Annotated in this window: 20 protein-coding genes; 12 read left to right on the top strand and 8 right to left on the bottom strand. The window is 69.5% G+C overall.

The window, feature by feature from the left end:
• The first annotated feature begins 73 nt into the window (after window positions 1-73).
• The 9 genes from ED92_RS40585 to ED92_RS40545 are packed head-to-tail and all read left to right on the top strand — an operon-like array spanning window position 74 to window position 9,029.
• Window positions 74-1,345 carry a DegT/DnrJ/EryC1/StrS family aminotransferase gene (locus tag ED92_RS40585; RefSeq protein ID WP_369797499.1) on the top strand — a complete coding sequence of 424 codons (1,272 nt, stop codon included), beginning with the start codon at window positions 74-76 and terminating at the stop codon, window positions 1,343-1,345.
• A gap of 36 nt (window positions 1,346-1,381) precedes the next feature.
• Complete coding sequence (locus tag ED92_RS40580) at window positions 1,382-1,579, top strand: tautomerase family protein (RefSeq protein WP_037348177.1); 198 nt, start codon at window positions 1,382-1,384, stop codon at window positions 1,577-1,579.
• A 31-nt stretch (window positions 1,580-1,610) separates the two neighbouring features.
• Entirely contained in the window at window positions 1,611-2,672 is a 1,062-nt protein-coding gene (locus tag ED92_RS40575) for an LLM class flavin-dependent oxidoreductase (RefSeq protein WP_037348175.1), read from the top strand.
• On the top strand, window positions 2,665-3,816 hold the full coding sequence (gene solA, locus ED92_RS40570) for an N-methyl-L-tryptophan oxidase (protein WP_037348172.1): 1,152 nt from the start codon (window positions 2,665-2,667) through the stop codon (window positions 3,814-3,816). Before ED92_RS40575 ends, solA begins: the two co-directional genes overlap by 8 nt.
• Window positions 3,817-3,842: 26 nt before the next feature.
• Window positions 3,843-4,970, top strand: a complete 1,128-nt coding sequence (locus ED92_RS40565) for a beta-ketoacyl synthase (RefSeq protein WP_037348169.1) — start codon at window positions 3,843-3,845, stop codon at window positions 4,968-4,970.
• Window positions 4,967-5,893, top strand: a complete 927-nt coding sequence (locus tag ED92_RS40560) for a beta-ketoacyl synthase N-terminal-like domain-containing protein (protein WP_037348166.1) — start codon at window positions 4,967-4,969, stop codon at window positions 5,891-5,893. The genes ED92_RS40565 and ED92_RS40560 overlap by 4 nt, the downstream gene beginning before the upstream one ends.
• A 40-nt stretch (window positions 5,894-5,933) precedes the next feature.
• Window positions 5,934-6,191, top strand: coding sequence for an acyl carrier protein (locus ED92_RS40555; RefSeq protein ID WP_037348165.1), 258 nt, complete (start codon window positions 5,934-5,936; stop codon window positions 6,189-6,191).
• 6 nt (window positions 6,192-6,197) lie between these two features.
• Window positions 6,198-7,823 (top strand): (2,3-dihydroxybenzoyl)adenylate synthase, encoded by a 1,626-nt coding sequence (locus ED92_RS40550; RefSeq protein WP_052121322.1) that lies wholly within the window; start codon window positions 6,198-6,200, stop codon window positions 7,821-7,823.
• An 18-nt stretch (window positions 7,824-7,841) separates the two neighbouring features.
• Window positions 7,842-9,029 (top strand): acyltransferase domain-containing protein, encoded by a 1,188-nt coding sequence (locus ED92_RS40545; protein WP_037348164.1) that lies wholly within the window; start codon window positions 7,842-7,844, stop codon window positions 9,027-9,029.
• Here the strand turns inward: ED92_RS40545 and ED92_RS43615 are convergent.
• From ED92_RS43615 to ED92_RS40510, 7 genes are all read right to left on the bottom strand, one after another.
• Window positions 9,026-9,445: a hypothetical protein gene (locus tag ED92_RS43615; protein WP_235213518.1), complete on the bottom strand. Its 420-nt coding sequence runs from the start codon at window positions 9,443-9,445 to the stop codon at window positions 9,026-9,028. The genes ED92_RS40545 and ED92_RS43615 overlap by 4 nt on opposite strands.
• A 670-nt stretch (window positions 9,446-10,115) precedes the next feature.
• Complete coding sequence (locus ED92_RS40535) at window positions 10,116-11,453, bottom strand: M1 family metallopeptidase (protein WP_037348159.1); 1,338 nt, start codon at window positions 11,451-11,453, stop codon at window positions 10,116-10,118.
• A gap of 199 nt (window positions 11,454-11,652) precedes the next feature.
• Window positions 11,653-15,555, bottom strand: coding sequence for a Pls/PosA family non-ribosomal peptide synthetase (locus ED92_RS40530; RefSeq protein ID WP_037348156.1), 3,903 nt, complete (start codon window positions 15,553-15,555; stop codon window positions 11,653-11,655).
• Between the two features lie 247 nt (window positions 15,556-15,802).
• Window positions 15,803-17,272 carry a ribosome biogenesis GTPase Der gene (gene der, locus ED92_RS40525; RefSeq protein WP_037348153.1) on the bottom strand — a complete coding sequence of 490 codons (1,470 nt, stop codon included), beginning with the start codon at window positions 17,270-17,272 and terminating at the stop codon, window positions 15,803-15,805.
• A gap of 4 nt (window positions 17,273-17,276) precedes the next feature.
• Window positions 17,277-17,945, bottom strand: coding sequence for a 1-acyl-sn-glycerol-3-phosphate acyltransferase (locus ED92_RS40520; RefSeq protein ID WP_037348151.1), 669 nt, complete (start codon window positions 17,943-17,945; stop codon window positions 17,277-17,279).
• Complete coding sequence (gene cmk / locus ED92_RS40515; RefSeq protein ID WP_037348148.1) at window positions 17,942-18,646, bottom strand: (d)CMP kinase; 705 nt, start codon at window positions 18,644-18,646, stop codon at window positions 17,942-17,944. The genes ED92_RS40520 and cmk overlap by 4 nt, the downstream gene beginning before the upstream one ends.
• 92 nt (window positions 18,647-18,738) lie before the next feature.
• Window positions 18,739-19,317, bottom strand: coding sequence for a TetR/AcrR family transcriptional regulator (locus ED92_RS40510; RefSeq protein ID WP_037348147.1), 579 nt, complete (start codon window positions 19,315-19,317; stop codon window positions 18,739-18,741).
• Window positions 19,318-19,409: 92 nt separating this feature from the next.
• Between ED92_RS40510 and ED92_RS40505 the strand changes: the two genes are divergently transcribed.
• From ED92_RS40505 to ED92_RS40495, 3 genes are read left to right on the top strand one after another with little or no spacing between them, the layout of a single operon-like run.
• Window positions 19,410-19,802: a DUF4267 domain-containing protein gene (locus ED92_RS40505; RefSeq protein ID WP_037348146.1), complete on the top strand. Its 393-nt coding sequence runs from the start codon at window positions 19,410-19,412 to the stop codon at window positions 19,800-19,802.
• A 15-nt stretch (window positions 19,803-19,817) separates the two neighbouring features.
• A complete protein-coding gene (locus tag ED92_RS40500) occupies window positions 19,818-20,300 on the top strand; it encodes a cation:proton antiporter regulatory subunit (RefSeq protein WP_037348145.1) in 483 nt (160 codons plus the stop codon).
• 6 nt (window positions 20,301-20,306) lie between these two features.
• On the top strand, window positions 20,307-21,503 hold the full coding sequence (locus tag ED92_RS40495; protein ID WP_037348144.1) for a cation:proton antiporter: 1,197 nt from the start codon (window positions 20,307-20,309) through the stop codon (window positions 21,501-21,503).
• Window positions 21,504-21,580: 77 nt separating this feature from the next.
• Here the strand turns inward: ED92_RS40495 and ED92_RS40490 are convergent, their stop codons facing one another.
• The gene (locus tag ED92_RS40490) at window positions 21,581-23,449 is read right to left on the bottom strand and encodes a Xaa-Pro dipeptidyl-peptidase (RefSeq protein WP_037348142.1); all 1,869 of its coding nucleotides are present in this window, start codon (window positions 23,447-23,449) and stop codon (window positions 21,581-21,583) included.
• Between the last annotated feature and the right edge of the window lie 85 nt (window positions 23,450-23,534).

Raw genomic sequence — 23,534 nt, 5'->3', positions numbered from 1 at the left:
CGATGCAGCGACGGTCGGGTTCCGGGCTTCGGCGGCTGCATGTTTTCGACGTTCGTCATCCACGCACTTGGGGGTGCAAGTGAACGAGGCCGCCGAAAGTACCAAGCCCCGCTATCAGATTCCTTCCGCTCGACGCGGATCCGTCGTCGACGACGAGGATTTCGCCGTGCTCAGAACGGTTCTGCAGAACGATCTCGCGTTGACGGCGGGTCCGTGGCGGGACCGGTTCGAAGCCCAGTTCGCCGCCTACACCGGTTCCCGGTACGCGTTGTCCGTCACCAGCGGCACCGTCGCGCTGGAAATCGCCATCCGGCTGCTCGACCTCCGGCCCGGCGACGAAGTGATCGCGACCACGCAAACGTTCCAAGCATCGATCCAGCCGCTGCTGGACTCCCCGGCGAGCGTCCGATTCTGTGACGTGGATCCCGAAACGCTCAATCTCGACCCACGTAAGCTCGAAGCGCTGATGACGTCGCGGACCAGGGCGATCATCCTGGTGCACTACGGCGGGAATCCGGCCGACATGGCGGAAATCTGCGCCATCGCGGCCCGGCACGACGTGCTGGTGCTCGAAGACTGCGCCCACGCACTGGGCTCGGGCTATCGCGGACGGCGGCCCGGTTCCCTCGGCGACATCGGCACGTTCAGTTTCCATTCCTCGAAGAACATCACCACCCTCGGCGAGGGCGGCATGATCACCTTCGACCGCGACGACTGGGCCGTCCGGGTGGACCGGATCCGGTCGAACGAGGTCGACATGGTCGCCGGACCGGTCAGCGGGATCCTCGGCTCACCACCGGAAACACTGCCCTGGATGAAGTTCTCCGAAGCGGTGTACCGGGAATCGGTCACCGGGATCCACGGCGCCGGGACGAACGCGACCCTGTCCGAGGCCGCCTGCGCCGTCGGCACCGTGCAGATGCGGAAGCTGCCGGCACTGGTCCGGCGACGGCAAGAGATCGCGGCCAAACTCGACGAGGTACTCGGCGGGCATCCGCAGATCCGGCTGCCGCTCGTCGATCCCGGCAACGAACATTCGTACCATCTCTACACTTTCTTCGTCACCGGAGGCGACGAAGCCCGGCACGCGCTCGTCCGGGCGCTCGATCGTCGCGGCGTCGAGATCCAGTTGCGCTATTTTCCCTTGCACCTCACGCCGGAATGGCAGTCCCGCGGGCACGGTCCCGGAGAATGTCCTGTGGCGGAACGAATCTGGTTCTCCGAGCATATGAACCTCCCGTGCCACCCGAGTCTGACCGACACCCAGGTCGCGCTCCTGTGCTCCGCGCTCCGAAGCAGCCTCAACGAGGTCTTCGGCAGGCGGGCCGTTCTGAGCCACAGCTGACCTGATCCCGCGCGAAAGATCGGAGCGTGCTCCGTCATGCCCTATATCCATGTCCAGATCCTGGAAAACCGGATCACCGAAGAAACCGAGCCGAAACTGATCGCCGCGATCACCGACGCGGTGGTCGGCACCTACGGCGAAGAAATCCGTGAACACGTGTGGGTGGTACTGGACCCGGTACCCGCGCACCGCTGGGGGCTCGGCGGAAAACCCGTCGCACCCCGGCCTTCCTGACCGGCACCCTTCCGAACAGCTGGGAGTACTGGTGAAATTCGGCTTGAACTTCTTCCCCGTCTTCTCCCCCGACCGCAAAACGGCGGGCGACTACTACCGCGAAGTCATCGATCTGGCCGAGCGGGCCGATCGCGCGGGACTCGAACACGTCCAGACCGTCGAACACTACGGATCTCCTTACGGTGGCTACAGTCCCGACCCGGTGACCCTGCTCGCCGCGATCGCCGCCAGGACCGAGCGGATCCGGATCACGACCGGCGCGGTGATCCCCGCCTTCACCCATCCGCTCAAACTGGCGGGCAAACTCGCCATGCTGGACAACCTTTCCGGCGGACGGCTGGACGCCGGTTTCGGCCGCGGCTTCCTCCCGGACGAGTTCGACTGGTTCGGCGTCCCGATGGACGAAAGCCGGCGTCGCTTCGACGAAGGCGTCGATGCCTGCCGTCGTCTTCTGTCCGAAGTGGACGTGAAGATCGAGGGCGAGTTCCACAGTTTCGGCCCGGTGACGCTGTTGCCCCGGCCGGTGCAGCGGCCGTACCCGCCGTTCTTCGTCGCTTCGGCCTCGAATCCCGAGTCGTGCGCCGCCGCGGGCGCCGCCGGCCATCATCTCCAGGTGGTCCCGTCGATCGTCAGTCAGGAAACGCTGACCGACATGATCCAGGGCTACCGCACGGCGTGGGCGTCCTCGGGACGACGGCCCGAGGACGGCCGCATCCAGATCAAGTACACCTGTTATCTCGCCGAGGACCGGGCGACGGCGCTGGCCTGGGGCGAGAAATTCGAGAACAACTACATCGAGCAGATGAGCGGCGCGATCGCCTCGTGGGCGTCGACCACGTCGGGCGCGTACCAGGGCTACGAGAAGCTCATCGAGAAGGTCCGCGCGTACGACTTCGAGAAGTCGTTGACACAGAACAAGGTTCTCGCCGGGACGCCCGACGACGTCGCCGGGCAGATCGGCTGGATCGCCGAGAACTTCGGCAGTGACCTCTCGGTCAGTGTCCAGTTGAGCCCCGGCTATCTCGACCACGAGCACGCCGTCCGCGCACTCGAGCTGTTCGCCACCGACGTGGTGCCCCGCTTCGATGCCTGAGCCGGACACCGACGTCGTCGTGGTCGGGCTGGGCGCCTGGGGCTCGATGGCCCTGTGGCAGCTCGCGGCCCGTGGTGTTCGGGTGATCGGTGTCGAACGCCACGGCCGCGGCCACTCGCTCGGCGCGTCGCACGGCGGCAGCCGGATGTTCCGGGTCACCTGCCTGGAACATCCCGGCCTGGTACCGCTGGCGCGCAGATCCGCCGAGCTGTGGGATCTGCTCGGCCGCCTGACCGGGAAACCGTTGCTGCACCGGTACGGCGGTCTCCTGATCGGCGCGCCGGATTCCGCGGTCGCGGGCGGAACGCTGGCCGCGGCCAGGGAGCACGGCATCGACGTCGAACCGCTCGGCCGCGCCCGGCTCGCCGAACGGTTCCCCCAGCACACCGCGCTGGCCCCGGACGACATCGGCGTCTGGGAACCGTCGGCCGGGCTGCTCCGGCCCGAGGCGTCGATCCGGGCCGCGCTCGGCGCGGCGGAGACCGCGGGGGCGCGGATCTTCACCGGCACCGAGGTCACCGGGATCCAGCCGACCGACGACGGTGTCCTCGTGCACAGCCCGGCGAGAACCTGGCAAGCGCGGCGCGTGGTGGTGGCGACCGGGTCGTGGCTCCCGTCGATGCCGACGCTGACACCGCTGCCCGGGCTCCGGGTGGTGCGGATGCCGGTCACCTGGTTCGAGCCCGAAGACGGCACGGATCGCTTCCGGCTGGCGGATTTCCCGGTGTTCATGCGGGAACTCGACGGCGGCACGGTGCTGTGGGGCTGCGGTGCGGATCCGCCCCACGACGTCAAACTCGGCCTGGAGCAGTTCGGCGCCACCGCGATCCCGTTCGATCCGCTCGACACCGACCGTTCGGTGACCCCGGCCGACTGGGCACCGTTGCGCGAAGTGCTCGCCGAGCATCTGCCCGGCCTGCGTCCGGAACCCTCGCGGGTGGCGGTCTGCATGCTCACGCTCACGCCGGACGGGCAGTTCGTGCTCGGCTCGCTGCCCGAAGCGCCGAACGTCATCGTCGCGGGTGGCGACAACGCGCACGGGTTCAAACACGCCACCGGGATCGGCGAACTGCTCGCGGATCTGGCCACCGGCCGCGAACCGCGGATCGATTTCTCGTTCATGGACGTCAAGCGCTTCCGTTGACGTGAGCATCTTCTGGAGGGAAAGCCGTGGACCTCGACATCTGCGGGCTCGGCGCCGTCTCGAGTATCGGCGGTGACCCCGAAACGATCCACGACGCGTTGTGCGCCGGGAAAAGCGGTCTCGGACCACTGCGCGTCTATGACACGACAAAGTTCCGATCGGGCACGGCCTACGAGATCGACGACCGGGCGGCCCCGGGCAAGGACGAACCCGGCCGATCGACGAAATGGCTGATCGACGCGATCGCGCAGGCGATCGGTGACGCCGGACTCGCCGAGTTGCCGGAGAACTGCCCGGTGCTGGTCGGCACGACCCACCGCGAGCAGCGCTCGATGGAACTGTGGTGGCGCGGTGAAGCGGCGGCGGATTTCGCCGATCTGCATTTCGGCACGGCGATCCGCGACCGGTTCGGCACAGTGGAGACGCACACCTTCGCGAACGCCTGCGCGGCATCGTTGACCGTGCTCGGCCTGGCCGCCGACCTGATCGCGGACGGCGAATGCGACACCGTCGTCGTGGCCGGGACCGACGGCCTGACCGAAGCCACCTTCGGCATCTTCGACCGGGTCCAGAGCGGTGTGCCGGGCGAAGTGCGCCCCTTCGCGAAGGAGCGGCACGGGATGATGATGGGCGAAGGCGCTTCGGCGGTCGTACTCCGCCGGCCCGGACACGGCGGGCCGGTCGCGGCCAGGCTCCGGTCCGTCGCGCTCAACTGCGATGCCGACCATCCGACGGTGCCGGAGCCGGGCAGTGTCGCCCGAGTGGTGCGGCAGGCGCACGACCGCGCCGGGATCGACGCCGGGCAGATCGACCTGATCGTGTTGCACGGCACCGGAACCGTCCGCAACGACCTGGTGGAGACCGGGATGCTGCACGACGTGTTCGCCGGCGCGAAACCGGCGCTCACCGCGATCAAGGCGTCGACCGGGCACACGCTCGGCGGCTCCGGTCTGCTGAGCCTGATCGTCGCCGCGATCTCGCTCCGCGAACGGCTGGCACCACCGATCCTCGGCCTCGCCGAACCGATGGACGAGGCGGAAGGGCTGGATCTCGTCCGCGACGAACCGCGGGACGGCGAGTTCCGGATCGCCCAGGTGGACGCCTTCGGGCTCAGCGGTATCAACGCCGTGGCGATCCTGGAGGCGGCGTCGTGACCGCCGTCGTCGTGACCGGGGCGGGGATCACCGTCGACGGGCTGCGCGGACCGGCCGACCTGCTGGAGCCGTACCGGCGCCGCGAGGACGGCTTCGACCCGGAGACCGGATTGCGCGGCAGGTGGCTCCGGCACCGTGACCGGGCATCGCGGCTGGCTTCCCACGCGGCCACCGCGGCACTGCGTGACGCGGGCCTGCTCGCCGAGGACGGTTCCTACCGCGGCGACTCACTCCGGACGGCGACCGTGGTCAGCACGAACACCGGGAACCTGGACAGCATCTGCTCGTTCCTGGACACGATCGCCGAAGAGTCCGCGAGCCTGCTGCCGCCGACCGGGCTGCCCAACACCTCCAGCAACGTGTCGGCGGGCTGGGTCGCCATCGATCACGGCCTGCGGGCGCCCAACCTGACCCTCTCGAACGGTCCGACCAGCGGTCTCGACGCCTTGCACTGGGCGCGGCGGCTGATCCGGTACGGCCGGGCGGACGCCGTCGTCGTCACCGGGGTCGAGCCCGACAACCGCTATGTGCGCAAGCTTCTCGACGACAACGGTGAGACGCACTGGCCCGACGCCGCCGCGTCGGTCGTCCTCGAATCCGCTGACGTGGCCCGGCGCCGAGGCGCCCGTGTCCGGCTCGTGCTCGGCGGGTACCGGCGGGCGGCCAGTGCGCGGGCGGCGGCCTCCGCCGTCCCGGACGAAGCCGCGGCGACCTTGGCCGAACCAGGAGTCCGGCCAGGCGACGTACTCGACCTTTCGGCTTGGGCGGGACGTCAGTCTGGGGCGCTCGGCGTCCTGCAGTGCGCCGCCGCGAGCGCACGGATCGACGGCGGCGCAGGCACCGCCCTCGCCGTGTCCTGCGGCCTCCCGGGTGCGGCGGCGGCCGCGATGGCGTTCGCCGGGCCGGGCGCCGGACAGACGTGAACGACCGAAATCGGGGACAACGACGAAGGAAGGGGCCTTCATGACCGGGAACAAGCTGATCGAGCCGGAGCTGGAAGACCTGCGGACCCTGGTGGCCCGCGTGCTGGAGGTCGAAGCCGCGGAGGTGACCGACGAGGCGAACCTCGTCGAAGACCTCGGTGTCGACTCGCTGCTGCTGCTCGAAGTAGCGGCGCGGATCCTGCAGCGCTACGGCATCCGGGTCGGCGACGCGGCGATCAGCGAGGTGGAGACGCTCGACGAGATCCATCAGCTGGTCCTCGCCGGGCAGAAGGGCTGACCGGGGATGACGCAGGACATCGACCGGCCCGACTGGCCCGGCTGGCCGGACGAGGCCGCCCGCCGATACCGGGCCGTCGGCCACTGGCAGGGAACGACCTTCGGCGAACAGCTCTCCGGCTGGGCCGTCCGGTACGCCCACCGCGTCGCGCTCGTGGACGGCGACCGCCGGTGGACCTACGCCGCGCTCGACACCGCCGTCCGGCGCCTCATGACCGGACTCATCGGGCTCGGGATGAAACGCGGCGACAAGGTGATCGTGCAACTGCCGAACCGCGCGGAGTTCGTGCTGCTGTGGTTCGCGCTCACGCGGCTCGGGATCGTGCCGATCCACGCGATGCCCGCCCACCGGCGCAACGAGATCGCCCACCTCACGGCGATGGCCGAGGCCGTCGCGTACGTCATCCCGGACAGGCACGCGCGGTTCGACTATCGCGAACTCGCCGCCCGCGTGCGCGCCGAAGCCGGGATCCGCCACGTGATCGTCGCCGGCGATCCCGGCGGGCACGACGGCTTCCTCGCGATGGCGGATCTGCTCGACAACGAACCCGCGCCCGATCCCGCCGATCCGCCGCAGGCGGGTGATCTCGCCCTGCTGCTGCTTTCCGGCGGTACCACCGGCATGCCGAAACTGGTGCCGCGGACGCACGACGACTTCGCCTACAACTCCCGGCGGGCGGCGGAACTCTGCGAGCTGACCGAGGACTCGGTGTACCTCGCCGTGCTGCCCATCGCCTTCAACTACACGATGAGCTGTCCTGGCCTGCTCGGCGTCCTGCAGGCGGGCGGACGGGTCGTGCTCGCCCCGTCCCCCGGGGCACGGACGGCGTTCGACCTGATCGAACGCGAGGGTGTCACCATCGCGGCCATCAACCCGCCGCTGGTGCCGCACTGGCTCGCCGAATTCGAACAGGGCGACACGGACCTTTCGAGCCTTCGCGTCCTGCAGGTCGGCAGCGCCCGGCTCGCCGACGACCTGGCGGCGGCGGTCACCAAGACCTTCGCTTGCCGTCTGCAGCAGGTGTTCGGCATGGCCGAGGGACTGCTGTGCCTGACCAGGCTCGACGATCCGGACGAGCTCGTGCACACCACGCAGGGCAGGCCGATCTCCGCGGACGACGAGGTCCGGGTGGTCGGTCCGGACGACGTCGAGGTCGCTCCCGGTGAGACCGGCGAACTCCTCACCCGCGGGCCGTACACCCTGCGCGGCTACTTCCGCGCGGCCGAACACAACGCGCGGGCCTTCACGGCCGACGGGTTCTACCGCACCGGAGACCTGGTCCAGCAGCTCCCGACGGGTCATCTCAACGTGGTCGGCCGGGCGAAGGACCAGATCAACCGCGGCGGTCAGAAGATCGACGCGACCGAGGTCGAAGGGCATCTCCTCGCCTGCCCGGGCGTGCTCTCCGCCGCCCTGCTGCCCGAAGCGGACACCGTACTCGGCGAACGATCGGTGGCGTTCCTGGTCTGCTCGGGCGAGCCGCCGTCCACGAGCACGCTCCAGACCTTCTTCCGAGACCGCGGCGTCGCCGCCTACAAGGTGCCGGACCGGGTCGCGGTGGTGGAAGAACTGCCGTCGACCGCGGTCGGCAAGATCGACAAGAAGGCACTCGCCCGCCGGTACCTCGGCTGATCCCGGTAGGAGGAAACGATGTTCTTCCCGTTCTCGGCCGAGTCGTCCGAGCAGCTGGCGGCCGAGGCCGCCGTACTCGCGGGCCGGCCCGACCGTCTGCCTGCCCTCGCCGCCGAACTCACCGGACGGCGGCACGGCCCGTGGCGTGCCGTCGTCGTCGGCGAGGACCGGGACTCGGTGACCGGCCGCCTCCGCGCGGTCGCCGCCGGGGAATCCTCCAGCGGTACCGCCGTCGGCGAGGCGGTCTCGGCCGGGAACGCGGTCTGGGTGTTCTCCGGCCACGGTTCGCAGTGGCCGGGGATGGGCAAGGCGCTGCTCGACGGCGAGCGCGCTTTCGCCGAAGAGATCGACCACCTGGCACCGCTGATCAGCGCCGAAGCCGGATTTTCCCTGTACGACGCGCTTTCCGGGACGGCGGACGGCATCGAGCAGGTCCAGCCGTCGCTGTTCGCCATGCAGCTGGGCCTGGCGGCGGCCTGGCGGGCACACGGCGCCGAACCGGCCGCCGTGATCGGGCACTCCATGGGCGAGACGGCCGCGGCGGTGGTCGCGGGCGCACTGTCCACAGCGGACGGTGTCGCCGTGATCTGCCGCCGGTCCCGGTTGATGCGGCGCGTCGCGGGCACCGGTGCGATGGCGATGGTCGCCCTGCCGTGGGACACCGTCGAAACGGAACTCGCCGACGTGCCCGAGGTGACCGTCGCCGCGCACTCGGGCCCGACGTCGACGGTCGTCGCCGGTGGGCGCGACCGGGTGCGATCCTTGGTGGACCGCTGGGCCGCGAGAGAGCTGATGGCCAAACTGGTCCCCGTCGAGGTCGCGTCGCATTCGCCGCAGGTCGAACCCATCCTGGCCGAGCTCGGTGCCGAGCTGTCCGGACTGCGCCCCGGACGCGCCCGCGTCCCCGTCTACACGACCGTGCTCCCCGATCCGAAAGCCCCGGCCGCTTTCGACGCCGCCTACTGGACCGCGAACCTGCGCCGCCCGGTCCGCTTCAGCGCCGCCGTCCGGGCGGCCCTCGACGACGGACACCGCGCGTTCGTCGAGATCTCGCCCCATCCGCTGCTCGCGCACGCGCTGCGGGAGAACGCGGGCGACGGGAAGGTGGCGGTGCTCTCCAGCATCCGGCGGGGAGGTGACGCGCTGTTGCGTTTCCGGACGCAGGTCGGGGCTCTGCACTGCGCGGGTGCTCCGGTGCGGTTCTAGCGGCATCGAGCCTCATACGCCTGGCGAAGCTCTCGAGCGACAGCCTCGGGCTCCGACCTGAGACGGCTGGGCAGGGTTTGCAGGACGGCGATCCCCGCCGCGGCGTATCTGGCGTTCCGGTCCAAGGTCTTCGCGTAGTCCTTCTTCGCGAAGTGGAAGTCGTAGGAGTCGATCTCCCAAGCGAGCGCGGCTTCCTTGAAGTAGCCGTCGGGTGTCGCGATGTACTCGCCGTTTTCGTCTCGGAGCTGGTGGTTCCAGAGCGGTTCGGGCAGACCGGAGAGCCGCCAGACGCGCATCGCGTCGATTTCGGCGACCGACCGGGCCCCTTTGAGGACGTCGCGCAGCACCTGGCGTGGCAAAGCGCTACCACGATCACTGCCGGCTTCGAGCTCACGGATGAGGAGGTCTGGTTTCAACCGCGCCCGCTGAACAGCCTCCGTCAGCAAGGCCCGGACCGGGTCTCGCGTAGTGGATCTCCTGCATTCATCGAGGACCGCACGTACGAGCGGCGCCACGAGTATGCCGTTCACGGCGACTGGTCGAGGCATCCGCGTCGTCCGCTCCACGATCACGAACCCGGAGCTGCTGACCTGACGAGACGAGGGCACCAGCAGGTGGACTCGATCAGTGTCACCTTTCAGCCCCCTGATCCCGTGCAGGCGACAAGCCTGAAGCCCGGTGAGGATCGCCTCCGGCCCGCCATAGAGCAGTGCCCCTTCGATCGCTTGCCGAGGAGTGGGCCGCCCTGAACCGAGCAGCACCACCCCGGGGAGCAACCTCTGCCATGGCCCGCCCGGCACGCAACGCCGGTGACAAGTCCTCTTCGAGACACCGAACGCCACGAGCCGCCCGACGGTGATCACCCCACCACGGCTCTGTTTGTAAAGGGCTTCGTGATCCCGAGCCCACTCAGCTGATCGCACACCGAGATCATCAGCCGACGTAGGCCGACCTCGCCAGCACCGAACCCGCCCGCTGTGGACAACTCGCCACATCAGCCCCACTGTGGATAACTCAGCCAAGCGCCCAATGTGGCATTGGGGACACTCAACGTCCCCAATGCCACATTGGGCGCACCGCGGCGCGTCAGGCAGAAGGAAGCGGAGGCAACGCCAACCCATCCAGCCAAGCATCGAAGAAAGAAGCAAGCGAACGCCCGGCAAAGCGTTCGGCGAGCGCCACGAAACCGTCGGTGGTCACCAGACCGTGCCGGTTCTCCACCGCCCAAGCCTTCACCAGCGGGAAGAAGACCTCGTCGCCGACGGTACAACGCAAGGCGTGCAACAAAAGCCCGCCGCGTTTGTACACCCGCTCGTCGAACATCCGCGCCACCCCGGGGTCGGCGAGACGCAGGTCCGCGGGCTTCGCCTTCACCCGCGCGTGCCACGTCTTCGCCCACGCGTGCGCGCTCTGTCCGCCGGATTCCTCGGACCAGAGCCATTCCGCGTACGTCGCGAAGCCTTCGTTCAGCCAGATGTGCCGCCAGTCGGCGACGGTCAGGCTGTTGCCGAACCACTGATGCGCCAGCTCGTGGACGACGAGCCGTTCGTGCGTGCGCCGTCCGTCCACATGGTTGGCGCCGAAGATCGACATACCCTGCGCTTCGATCGGGTCGTCGAGGTCGTCGTCGGTGACGACGATGACGTACTCGCCGAAGGGGTACGGCCCGAACAGCCGCTGCAGCGACTCCATGATCTGGCCCTGCCGCCCGAAATCACGCGAGAAGGCCCGGCGCAGGCGCGGCGGAACGGCAGCCCGCTGCGGGACACCACCGGAGGCCAGCACGATGTCGTCGTACCGTCCGATTTGGACGCTCATCAGATACGTCGGCGTCGGCTCGGGCCGTTCGAAGACCCACTGAGTGGTGCTCGCGCGCGTGTACCGGGAGACGAGATTCCCGGTCACGGCCACGAGATACGGCGACGAAGTCGTGAGTGCGACACGGTACGTCGCCTTGTCCGCCGGATGGTCGTTGCACGGGAACCACGACGGCGCCCCGACCGGCTGACTCGCGACGAGCGAGCCGTCGGTCAGTTCGTCCCAGCCGATGTCGCCCCACAGCCCCGGAAGCGGCCGCGGATTCCCGACGTAGTGGACCTCCACCAAGAACTCACTGCCGAGCGCCAACGACTTCGCCGGCTTCACCTGCAGTTTGTGCGCGCGGCGCGTGTACTTGGCCGGTTTCCCGTTGACCAGCACCCGGTTGATCCGGAACTCGCCGAAGTCGAGCGTGAACCGTGACAGCGCCTGCGTCGCCTCCGCGGTGATGGCCGCGGCGGCCGACAACCGGTTGGGACCGATCTTGTAGTCCAGCTCCAGATCGTAGTGCCGGACCCGGTAACCACCGTTACCGTGACGGGGCAGATAGGAGTCGCCGGAGGTTTCCGCGCCGGGCGAGGGCTGCGCGGAGGCCTTCGAAATCACCCGCGAAAGACCCCGCTTTCCATTGTGTCTGTCTGTGAACCCGCGGCCGCGATCGACGTCGGCAGGGCGCTGGTTGACAGAAGACCGTCACGGTGCGTGGACACGGCGCCCTGCCACCGCGATAGCGGGGCCTTCGGCCAGGGCGGGTTCACCCCCGTGGTCACCATTCCCGAACGCACCTCAGCTCCGCCAGCCGTTCCTACTTCGTCCAGGCCGAGATGGGATTACCCAGCCAGCGCGAGTCGGCGGGAACCGCGTCGCCCCGGGTCACCAGGGAGCCAGGTCCGACGGTCGTCCGCGCGCCGATGCTCGCGCCAGGCAGCACGATACCGTGCGGCCCGAGCGTCGCTCCCTCGTCCAGGGTCACCGGCGACATCGTCATGATCCGGTCGTGGAACAGGTGCGTCTGCACGACACAGCCGCGGTTGATCGTCGCGCCGTCGCCGAGGCTCACCAGGTCCGACTCGGGCAGCCAGTACGTCTCCAGCCACACGCCGCGCCCGATCTTGACGCCCATGGTCCGCAGCCACGCCGGCAGCAGCGGCGTGCCGCCGAGCGAACCGATCAGCCACGGCACGGCGAGCGCCTCGACGAAGGTGTCGGCGAGCTCGTTGCGCCAGACGAACGAGCTCCACAAGGGATGGTCGACCGCGCGGAACCGGCCGACCAGCAGCCACTTCATCGCGGTGGCGGTCAGCGCGGCGACGGCGCCGGCGGCGAGCAGCAGCGGCCCGCCGAGCAGCACCGCGACCAGGAAGCCGAACGACGACGCGAGCGCGAAGATCCCGGCGGCCACCAGCACGGTCAGCGCGACACCGCACATCACCGGCACGATGCGGCAGAGTTCGACGAGCGCGCGGGCCGCCTTCAGCCGCAGCGGCGGCGTGAAGGTACGGCTCGTGTCGGCCTCGCCGACCGACCGGCGGACCGGCAGCGGCGGCATCCCGAGGTACGACGAGCCCTTCTTCGCCTTGAGCGGGGCCGACGACAGCACCCCGACCAGACCGCGTTTCGGCACCGAACGTCCCGGCGCCGCCATCCCCGAGTTGCCGAGGAACGCCTGCTTGCCGATCCGCGCCGGGGCGACGTGCAGCCAACCGTGGCCGAGTTCGTAGGTGGCGACCATGGTGTCGTCCGCGAGGAACGCGCCACTGTCCACCTGGGTCATCTTCGGCAGCGCGAGCACGGTGGACGCCTCGACGTTGCGGCCGACCTTCGCGCCGAGCATCCGGAGCCACACCGGGGTGAACAGGCTGGCGTACAACGGGAACAGCCCTTCACGCGCCATGCCCATCAGCCGCTCGGTCGCCCAGACCTGCCACGCGACGCGCCCGTGCACCGGGTGATAGCCCTCGACCATGCCGATGCTCAGCGAACGGACGCCGACGAGCACCAGCAGCGCGTACGTCAGGAAATACGCGACGGTCGCGAGCGGCGTGAACAGCAGCGCCTGGCCGAGCGCGGCGCCCAGCGACGGCGCGCCTGCGATCGCGTAACCCAGCACCGCGACAGCGGGCAGGGCGGCGACGGCGGGCAGCAGGCCCAAGGCGACCGAAGTCGCGCCGTAGACCGAAGCCCAGAACCGCGAGCGCGGCGGGCGGCTCGACGGCCACTTCAGCGCGTCCTTGCTGGCACGCGCGGCGGGCGCACCGGCCCAACGCTGCCCGGCGGGCACATTGCCACGGACGGTGGACCCGGCCGCGATCTCCGCGCCCTTGCCGATCCGGGCGCCGGGGAACAGCGTGCTGCGCGCGCCGATCCGCGCGTCGGCACCGATGCGGATCTTGCCGATGTGCACGAGATCGCCGTCCACCCAGTGCCCGGACAGGTCGACCTCGGGTTCGACGGCGGCACCGCGGCCGAGTTTCAGCATGCCGGTGACCGGCGGCGGGGAGTGCAGGTCGACGTCCTTGGCGATCCGCGCGCCGAGGGCCTTGGCGTACGTCGTCATCCAGGAAGCGCCCGCGACGCTGTCCGCGCCGCTGAACTCGGCGAGTTTCTCGGCGGTCCACAGTCGCAGGTGGACACTCCCGCCGCGCGGGTAGCTGCCGGGACGGACCCCGCGCAGCAGCAACCGCGAGCCGGTCGCGGAGATCGCGATCCGCCCGGCCGGGCTGAACAGCGCGATCCACGCGACGGCGATCCACACCCAGTTCAGCGTCGGCGCCCAGGCGAACCCGGCCAGCGAAAGCACGTTCGACAGCGTCGCGGCGATCGTCGTCCAGCGCAGGCCGACGAGACCCATCAGCGGGATCATCAGCAGCGACTGGATGATCCCGGCCTTGCGCGGAGTGGGCGCGATGTCGCGGCGTTCGGTCTTCTCGCCGCTCAACGCGTCCAGCATCGACGCGAGCGCGCCGAGCTTCGGGTTCGCGTAGATGTCACTCACCGACACCTGCGGGTGACGGGTGCGGATCCGCGCGATCAGCTGCGCGGCCGTCAGGCTGCCACCGCCGTTGGTGAAGAAGTCGGCCTTCGGGTTGTCGACCGAGACACCCAGGATCTCCGCCCAGCCTTCGGCGAGCCAGCTCTCCGTCGGCGACAGACCGGATTTCGCCGCGTCCACAGTGGACAGCGGCCAGGGCAGCGCGTTGCGGTCGACCTTGCCGGAAGTGCGCGTGGGCAGGTCTTCGATCAGGGCAAGCAGCGGGACAAGCGCGGCGGGCAACTGCTCGCGCAACCGGGTCGCGGCCTCGTCGTGGTCGAACTCGACCCCCTCGGCCGGCACGACGTATCCGACGAGCACCTGGTTGCCCGCCTTGGTGCGGCGGACCGCGGCGGCGGCACCCTGCACGCCGGGCAGCGCCTGCAGTGCGGCGTCGACCTCGCCGAGTTCGATCCGGCGGCCGCCGAGTTTCACCTGCTCGTCGAGGCGCCCGAGGAACAGCAGGCCCTCGGCCTCCGCGCGGACCATGTCGCCGCTGCGGTACGCGCGGCGCCAGCCCAGCGAAGGCAGCGGCGCGAACTTCTCGGCGTCCTTCTCGGGGTCCAGGTAGCGGGCCAGGCCGACGCCGCCGATGACCAGTTCGCCGGTCTCCCCCATCGCGACCGGTTCGCCCGCCTCGTTGACGACGGCGAGCTGCCAGCCCACAAGCGGCAGGCCGATGCGGACCGGACCTTCGCCGGTCATCTGCGCGGCGCAGGCGACGACGGTGGCCTCGGTCGGTCCGTAGGTGTTCCAGACTTCGCGGCCTTCGACGGCGACGCGTTCGGCCAGCTCCGGCGGGCACGCTTCGCCACCGAAGATCAGCAGGCGGACGTCTTCGAGCGCGTCGGCGGGCCACAGCGCGGCCAGCGTCGGCACGGTGGAGACGACGGTGATGCCCTGCGCGACCAGCCACGGGCCGAGGTCGACGCCGGTGCGCACGAGGGAACGCGGCGCCGGGACCAGGCAGGCGCCGTGGCGCCAGGCGAGCCACATCTCTTCGCAGGACGCGTCGAACGCGACGGACAGCCCGGCGAGCACGCGGTCTCCGGGACCGATCGGCTCCTCGGTGAGGAACAGCTGCGCTTCGGCGTCCACGAACGCGGCGGCCGAGGCGTGCGAGACCGCGACGCCCTTCGGCTTCCCGGTCGAACCGGAGGTGAAGATGATCCAGGCGTCGTCGGTCGGCGCGGGCGAGCCCTCGACGCCGCTCGGCGAGCCGAGGACGGTGATCGCGCCGCCATCGGTGACCACCGCGGCGACGTCGGCCTCGCCGAAGACCAGTTCGGCGCGCTCCTCGGGGTCGTCCGCGTCGACCGGCACATAGGCGGCGCCGACGGACAGGATCGCGAGGATGGCGACGTAGAGCTCAGCGGTGCCGGAGGAGATCCGGACGCCGACCCGGTCACCGACGCCGACGCCGTTGGCGGTCAGCTTGCGGCCGTAGGCGTCGATCTCCTCGACGAGCTTGCGGTAGGACAGGGTGGTCTCGCCGTCGTCGATCGCGCCCGCGTTGGGGTGGCGGGCGGCGGTCTCGGCGAGGATGTCGATCAGGGTGCGCTCGCCCGCGCCGAGACCCGACCAGAACAGGGCGCGGTCGGCGACCGGGGCGGGCGACGGCGCGACGGTGACGTCCGCGACGCAGGCGATCGGTCGTGAGTCAGCGGTCAGGGTCATCGGGAGATCACCACGGGCACGGCAGAACCATGGGCGCGCAAGCCCATCACACACCTTTCGCGAAGTGCGTCATTCGGGCTCGCTCTCCGAATGAGGCGCCCGCTAGCAGACCATCGACTTTACCGCAGGTGAACGACATATCTCGGGAGGGTCTCGGCAGAGTGTCGAAACTCACCGGTGGACACGCCGAAACCCGAGGTCATCGGCGTGTCCACCCAGTGAAATATTCACCTACATCGTGAGAAAATCAGCGGGTCTTCGGTTTTCCCGCCGCTTTACCACCGGCCTTGGGCTTTTGCTTCTTTTCCCGCACCCGGACATTCACCCGAACGGGGCTGCCTTCGAAACCGAAACGCTCACGGAACTTCCGTTCGATGAACCGCCGGTAGCCCGCCTCGAGGAAGCCGGTGGTGAACAGGACCAGCGTCGGCGGCCGGATACCCGCCTGGGTCGCGAACAGCACCTTCGGCTGCTTGCCGCCGCGCACCGGCGGCGGGGTCGCGGCGATGAGGTCGGCCAGCCAGCCGTTCAGCTGACCCGTTGGCACCCGCTGGTCCCAGGACTTCAACGCGGTCCGCAGCGCGGGCGCGAGCTTGCGCACCGACCGGCCCGTGAGCGCGGAGATGTTGACCTTGTCCGCCCACGGCACTCGCACCAGGCCGCGGTCCAGCTCACGGACCATGGCGTGACGGCGGTCCTCGTCGACGAGGTCCCACTTGTTGAAGGCGAGCACGCAGGCCCGGCCCGCCTCGACGACCATGGTCAGCACCCGCAGGTCCTGCTCCGAAAGCGGCTCGGCCGCGTCCAAGAGCACGATCGCGACCTCGGCCGCGTCGATCGCGGTCTTGGTCCGCAGCGACGCGTAGTACTCCGCCCCGTTGGCCGAGTTGACCCGCTTGCGCAGACCGGCCGTGTCGACGAACCGCCAGGTCTCGCCGTCGAGCTCGACCAGCGAGTCGACCGGGTCGACGGTGGTACCGGCGACCGAGTCCACGACGGACCGCTCCTCGCCGGAGAGCTTGTTCAGCAGGCTGGACTTGCCCACGTTCGGCTTGCCGACCAGCGCGACCCGGCGCGGGCCGGTGGTGGCGCGGTCGCCGTCACGCGGCATCGACGGCAGCGCCTTGACGATGGCGTCGAGCAGGTCGCCGGAGCTGCGCCCGTGCAGCGCGCTGACCGGGTACGGCTCGCCGAGGCCGAGCGACCACAGTGACGCGGTGTCGGCGAGCAGGCGGTCGTCGTCGACCTTGTTGGCGGCGAGCAGCACCGGCTTCTTCGAGCGGCGCAGCACCTTGGAGACGGCCTCGTCGGTGGCCGTCGCGCCGACACTGGCGTCGATGACCAGCAGGACCGCGTCGGCGGTGGCCATCGCCATCTCGGCCTGTGCGGCGACAGAGGCCTGCAGCCCGGTCGCGTCCGGCTCCCAGCCGCCCGTGTCCACCAGCGTGAACCGGCGGCCCGCCCAGAACGCGTCGTAGGCGACGCGGTCCCTGGTCACGCCGGGCACGTCCTGCACGACCGCCTCCCGGCGGCCGAGGATGCGGTTGACCAGGGTCGACTTGCCGACGTTCGGCCTGCCGACGACGGCGAGGACCGGCTGCGCAAGCTGCGCCTCCTCCTCGGCCTCGCCCGCGGCGATCTGCGCGTCGAGCGCGGTGAATTCGGACTCGTCGGACCAGGAGCCGTCGATCTCGCCGACTCCGTCAAGCTCTGTCATTTTCTCAATCCTGTCGCGTGTCTTGGAGCCCGTGCTCCAAGCGCCATTCGTCCAGTGCCTTCACGAGGTCCGCGAGCGCGATGCGAAGCCGCTCGGTTCCCTCCTCCAGCCCTGTCCTTCCCTTCCCGATCTCGGGAGTGAAAGGTTCGCCGACCATGATGTCGACGCGTGGCCGCCAACGCCGTTTGGCGCCGGCGGGTTTGTACGTCCCCCGAGTGGCGACCGGAACCACGGTCGCGTTCCCGGCGCGGACCAGGAAGGCCACGCCGCGCTCGAAGTTTTCGGCGTCACCGAGGCCGCGGGTGCCTTCGGGGAAGATCCCGACGGCGCCACCTTCCTCGAGCACCTTGACCGCCATCATCAGCGGTTTGCGGTCCACCGCGCCCCGTTTCACCGGGATCTGACCCAGTTTCGGGAAGAACCAGCCGACGAAGCCCTTGAAGAGCTCCGCCTTGACCAGGAACGCCGTGCGCCGCGACAACATTCCGAACAGCAGCGCCGGTTCCGTCATCGAACTGTGGTTCGCCATGAACACCACCGGCCCGGACGCCGGTACCCGCTCGGCACCGTGCACCCGGACCCGGAACGCGGGCCGGACGAGGAATTTCGAGATCCCCCGGCCGAACGTGTGGATCGGGCCGCTCGCGCCTTCGGGAAGTCCCTTCGCGCTCACCTCGACGCCTCGGCGGGGCAGCCTTCGAGCAGACCGCGGTGCAGCGCGAGTTCCGCCAGCGCCACGATCACCTGGTCGATGTTGAGCGCCGACGTGTCCACCTCGACGGCGTCGTCGGCCGCGCGCAAGGGCGAAGCCGCCCGCGTCGAGTCGAGGCGGTCGCGCCGTTCCACCGCCGCTTTGGCGACATCCACCGTGGACTCCCGGCCGGCGGCGGAGTCCTGCGCGCTGCGGCGTGCGGCGCGGACCTCGGCCGACGCGGTGAGGAAGATCTTGAGCGGGGCGTCCGGCGAGACGACGGTGCCGATGTCCCGGCCTTCGACCACGATGCCGCCGACGCGGCCGAGCACCTCGGCGATGATCTCGCGCTGCCGGGCGACCAGCAGTTCGCGGACGGCGGGAACGGCCGAAACCGGCGACACCGCGGTGGTGACGTCCGCGCCGCGGATCTCGGCGGCGACGTCTTCACCCGCCAGGGTCACGGTCGCTTCGTCCGGGCTGGTCCCGATGCCGAAATCGGCCTTCCGGGCGACGTCGGCGATCGCGTCCGGGTCGGTCAGATCGGTCCCGGCGCGCAGGACGGCGAGGGTGACCATGCGGTACATCGCGCCGGTGTCGAGGTAACCGGCGCCGAGCTTCGTCGCGAGCTTCCGCGAAACCGTGGATTTCCCGGTTCCGGACGGGCCGTCCATCGCGACCACACCACGCAGGGCTCCCGCCACCGAAACACTCCTCAGCTCATCCGTCGCTCATCTGATCGACGTTCATTCTGCCTGGTGGTACGCGACACGCCTCAGCCGCCCACGGCGAACCGGTCGACGAGCATGCGGATGCGTTCCGCGCGCGCGTCCGCCGGGAGCCGCCTGCTGCGTTCGAGGGTGACCAGGCCGTGCAGGGCGGCCCAGAAGGTCTCCGTGTAGAGGGCGGGGTCGTCTCCACCGGCGACCGGGCCGACGACTTCGAGCAAGGCGCCGAACGCGTCCTTCAACGGCTCCGGGCTGTCCGGGCTGGCGAAGCTCAGTTCGCTGGCGAGGGTGAAGATCGCGTCGTAGAGCGCCGGTTTGCGGTCGGCGAAGTCGAAGTAGTTGGCGGCCAGCCGCATCAGCGCGTCCCGGGAACCCTCCGCCGCCCCGGCCCCTCTGCGCATGTCGGCGGCCATTTCGGTGCACCCTTCGAGCGCCGCGGCCGCCATGATCGCCCCCTTGCCGGAGAAATGGCTGTAGAGCACGGGCTGGCTGTACTCGATCTTCGCCGCCAGCCGCCGCGTGGTGACCGCGTCCCAGCCCTCTTCCTCGGCGATCTCGCGGGCGGTGGTGACGATCAGCTGTTCGCGTTGCGAGCGATCCCGCTCACGCCGGGGGTTCGTGACCATACGGGCATGCTAGCACCGCTAGACAAGCTAGCACTGCTAGCGCTAGTGTCGGCGTCGTTCCTAGCGTTGCTAGCTTTTTGGAGTCGGAGACCATGACCCGTATCAAGATCGCCTACGTCCTGTCCGCCGCCCTCGTGCTCTTCGTCCTCTACTTCGGGAGTGGTTACGTGTTCTTCCCGGCGACCCAGACGGGTGGCTTCGGGCTGCCGGTGATGCCGTCCGAGGGCGATCCGATCCTCGCGGTCAAGGGCGTCCGTGACATCGGCACCGCGCTCGTGGTGCTAGCGCTGATCCTGTTCCGGAACGCCCGCGCGCTGGGCTGGGCGATGCTCGCGCTGGCGTTCATCCCGTTCGGCGACATGCTGATCGTGTTGACCCACAACGGTTCCGTGGGCGCCGCGCTCGGCATCCACGGCGCGACGTGCGCCCTCATGGTCGTAATCTCGGCGTTGTTCCTGATCCGTCCCGCGCAAAACGGACAGTGAGTTACTGTTGTTCACGTGAACGTCGAAGTGACCCCGCTCCCCGGAATAGGCGTCCGCAAGGACTTCGCCACCCGCAACGGCCGCCGTGTCGGGGTGGTGACCCACCGCGATGGACACGTCGAGCTGATCGTGTCCAAAACGGACGATCCCGACGCCTGCCTGGCGTCGCTTCCGCTCACCACCGACGAGGCGGGCGCGCTGGCGAACCTGCTCGGCGCGCCCCAGCTGGTCGCCCAGCTCACCGAAGAGCACCGGGACCTGCCCGGTATCAACACCAAGCAGCTGCCGATCAAGTCGTCGTCGCCGTTCGACGGGCGGACGCTGGGCGACACCGCCATGCGCACGCGGACGAGCGTCTCGGTGGTCGCGGTGATGCGGGCCGGTCAGGTCCACCCCTCCCCCAACCCGGACTTCAACCTCACCGCGGGCGACGTGCTCGTCGCGGTCGGCACCTCCGAGGGTCTCGAGGCCGCCGTCAAGATCTTGAAGTACGGCTGATCGCGGATGGATCACACCGCACTGTCCTTGATCGAACTCGGGGCGGTCTTCTTCGGGCTGGGCGCGTTGGGACGCCTCGCCGGGAAGATCGGGATGTCCCCGATCCCGCTGTACCTGATCGGTGGCCTGTGCTTCGGGCAGGGCGGGCTGATCCCGCTCGGCGACATCGGCGACTTCACCCATCTCGCCAGCGAGATCGGTGTCGTCCTGCTGCTGCTCCTGCTGGGCTTGGAGTATTCGGCGGCCGAGCTGTTCACCGGGCTGAAACGCTCGTGGGTGGCGGGCCTCGTGGACATCGTGCTCAACGCCGCGCCCGGGGCGATCGTCGCGCTCATCCTCGGCTGGGGGCCGATCGGCGCGATCGTGATGGCAGGCGTCACCTACATCTCGTCGTCCGGGATCATCGCGAAGGTGCTCGGCGATCTCGGGCGGCTCGGTAACCGGGAAACCCCGGTGGTGCTGTCGATCCTGGTGTTCGAGGACCTGGTGATGGCGCTGTACCTGCCGATCCTCACCGCGGTGCTCGGCGGGGTCAGCTTCCTCGGCGGGATGAAGGCCGTCGGGATCTCCCTGATGGTCATCACCGTGGTCCTGGTGATCGCGCTGAAATTCGGCCGGTACGTCTCCGCGGCGGTGGACAGCCCGGATCGCGAGGTGTTCCTCCTCAAGGTCCTCGGCGCGGCGCTGCTGGTCGCCGGTGTCGCTTCGGCGATGCAGGTTTCGGCCGCGGTCGGCGCGTTCCTGCTCGGCATCGCGATCTCGGGTTCGACGGCGGAGAACGCGACGCACATGCTCGAACCGCTGCGGGACCTCTTCGCCGCCGTGTTCTTCGTGGTGTTCGGGCTCAACACCAACCCCGCTTCGATCCCGCCGGTGCTCGGCTGGGCGGTGGTGCTGGCGGTCGCGACCACGCTCACGAAGGTCGGCACCGGCTGGTGGGCCGCGCGGCGGCAGGGCATCGGGAAGATGGGCCGCGCTCGCGCCGGAGCCGCGCTGGTCGCGCGAGGCGAGTTCTCGATCGTCATCGCCGGGCTGGCGGTGGCGGCGGGCGCGGTGACCGGCGAACTCGCCGCCCTCGCGACGGCGTACGTGCTGCTGATGGCGATCCTCGGCCCGACGGCCGCGCGGATCGTCGAACCGGTCGCCCGCGCTCTGCAGCGGAAGCCCTTCGGTTCGAAGAGCCCGGCCTCGCAAACCGGCTGACCCCGCCCCGCTCTGAGTGTCATGAAAGGGCCGTTCAGGACATATCTTGTCCTGAACGGCCCTTTCATGACAGTGGCCTAGCCGCGCTCAAGCCCCGAAACAGTGGCAGGAGCGATCTGCGCCGGAGCCACCGGAAGCGCCGCCGGCACCGCCGACGGGCCCGCACCCGCGACGGGCAACGCCAGCGACGTCTTGCCCAGATCCACCGTGATCTTCGGGTACTGCGCCGGCCCCGAGATGAACGAGCCGTCCGTCCCGCCGATGATCAGCGCGAGCTGATGTCCCTGCGGGACGACGTGATCCGTGCTCGCCAGCCGGAACGTCATCGTGTACGGCTGCCCCGGCGTCAGCGGCGACTCCTGGCTCAGCGAACTGTGGTTGGCCAGATCCGCCCAGCCGCGGCTGATGATGTTCAGTCCCACGGAAACCGCGTCGGTGCTCGTGTTCAGGTAGCACGCGTCGTTGCCCGAAGCGCTCGAGCCCCAGCACGACTGGGTCAGCTCGTTCTTGATGCCTTCCTTCGGTCCGGTGTAGTTCCGGATGGTCGCCGGACCGTAGTCCACCAGGATCGCCGAAAGACGCGCAGTGGACGTCGACGGCGTCGCGGTCACCGTCACCTTCGCGGTTCCGGACACGTGAAGGTCCTTCGCCAGCGCGCCCGTGCTGAACAGCACTCGCCCGTTCGAAGTCTCCGTCGGCTTCGCGGCCCAGCTGTTCGAGGACTGACCGGAGGAGTCCGTGAACGACACCGTGGCCGTGCCAGGAGAGCTGCCGAGCGTGCCGACCCCCGGAGTGCTTCCGGACGCGGGGCGCAGGGTGACGGCGCTGCCCGCGGGCCACGCCGGCTGATCCACCCAGACATCGGGCTCGCGTTCCACACTCGCGCCCGGGGTCTTCTCGATGCCGTTGTCCACGCCGAGCAGGTAGTGGTCGAACCACTTGTGCAGCGTGTCGACCCAAGCCGAGCGCCGGTAGTCGAACGGGTCGACGTGACCGGCCTGCGTCAGCCAGATCTTGCGCTCGACGTTCAGCGCTTCCCACCACTGCCCGAAGTTGATGGTCTTGACGTTGAGGTCACCGAGACCGTGCGAAGCGAGCACGCTCGCCTTCACCTTCGATGCGCTCTGCACGTAGTCCCGGTCGAGCCAGAACGCGTTGTAGTCACCGTTCGCAGTCGCGCCCGCGGTGAGTTTGCGGTTGGCCGCGCTGCAGTTCTGTCCGCCGTTGCGCTGAGAAACGGTCTGCGCGAGCCCGGCCGGGCTGCCCTGGCGCAGGTTCGCGCCGTCGGAACGGTAGTAGTCGTACCAGGAACTGATCGCGCCGATCGGCACGATGGTCTTGAGCCCCTCGACACCGGTCGCGGCGACGCCGTTGGCCACCGTGCCGTCGTAGGACTTCCCGATCATGCCGACCGCGCCCGTCGACCACGTCGCGTTCGTCCTCGCCGGACCGGTCGCCGTCGTGTAGCCGTTCGCCCGGCCGTTCAGCCAGTCGACCACCTTGCGCGCCGATTCGATGTCCGAGGGGCCGCCGATGTCGGTGCACCCGCGGGATTTGTTGGTACCGGCCAGATCCACCAGGACCACGGCGTACCCGCGAGGGACGAAGAAGTTGTCGTAGTAGAGCGGGAACCCGACCGGCCTGCCCGCCGAATCGTAGGTCTTGAGCTCGCTCTCGTTGCCGCGTCCGCAGCACGAGTAGTACGGGCTCGCGTCCATGATGACCGGAACCTTCTTGCCCTGCGCCGCCGGTTCCTTCGGGCGGATGATGTCGGCGGCGACCCGGTCGGAACGGCCGTCGCCGTCCCCGTCGAGCCCGATGTCCACCCAAGCCGTCTCGCGGACGGCCTGGGCGAAGTCGTAGACCGGTTCACTCGCCCGCGGTTTCGCCGCGGCCTGCGGTGCCGCGACCACGGCCGCGGCCACCGCCAAGATCCCTGCCAGCACAACTGTTTTCACGGTTGAGCCCTTCCCCGTCGGCTGAAAGCCCGTCAGAGAGAGCTAAACGCGATGATCACGCGTGCAGTAGAGC

The sequence above is a fragment of the Amycolatopsis sp. MJM2582 genome, assembly GCF_000754115.1.
Taxonomy (GTDB): domain Bacteria; phylum Actinomycetota; class Actinomycetes; order Mycobacteriales; family Pseudonocardiaceae; genus Amycolatopsis; species Amycolatopsis japonica.
This window is presented reverse-complemented; position numbering and strand designations above follow the sequence as displayed.

What these genes read in the sequence shown, in the direction of transcription:
- ED92_RS40580 (WP_037348177.1), top strand. Translation starts at nt 1,382, where the DNA reads ATGCCCTATATCCATGTCCAGATCCTGGAAAACCGGATCACCGAAGAA.
- solA (WP_037348172.1), top strand. Translation starts at nt 2,665, where the DNA reads ATGCCTGAGCCGGACACCGACGTCGTCGTGGTCGGGCTGGGCGCCTGG.
- ED92_RS40555 (WP_037348165.1), top strand. Translation starts at nt 5,934, where the DNA reads ATGACCGGGAACAAGCTGATCGAGCCGGAGCTGGAAGACCTGCGGACC.
- ED92_RS40550 (WP_052121322.1), top strand. Translation starts at nt 6,198, where the DNA reads ATGACGCAGGACATCGACCGGCCCGACTGGCCCGGCTGGCCGGACGAG.
- ED92_RS40545 (WP_037348164.1), top strand. Translation starts at nt 7,842, where the DNA reads ATGTTCTTCCCGTTCTCGGCCGAGTCGTCCGAGCAGCTGGCGGCCGAG.
- ED92_RS40530 (WP_037348156.1), bottom strand. Translation starts at nt 15,555, where the DNA reads ATGACCCTGACCGCTGACTCACGACCGATCGCCTGCGTCGCGGACGTC.
- der (WP_037348153.1), bottom strand. Translation starts at nt 17,272, where the DNA reads ATGACAGAGCTTGACGGAGTCGGCGAGATCGACGGCTCCTGGTCCGAC.
- ED92_RS40510 (WP_037348147.1), bottom strand. Translation starts at nt 19,317, where the DNA reads ATGGTCACGAACCCCCGGCGTGAGCGGGATCGCTCGCAACGCGAACAG.
- ED92_RS40505 (WP_037348146.1), top strand. Translation starts at nt 19,410, where the DNA reads ATGACCCGTATCAAGATCGCCTACGTCCTGTCCGCCGCCCTCGTGCTC.
- ED92_RS40495 (WP_037348144.1), top strand. Translation starts at nt 20,307, where the DNA reads ATGGATCACACCGCACTGTCCTTGATCGAACTCGGGGCGGTCTTCTTC.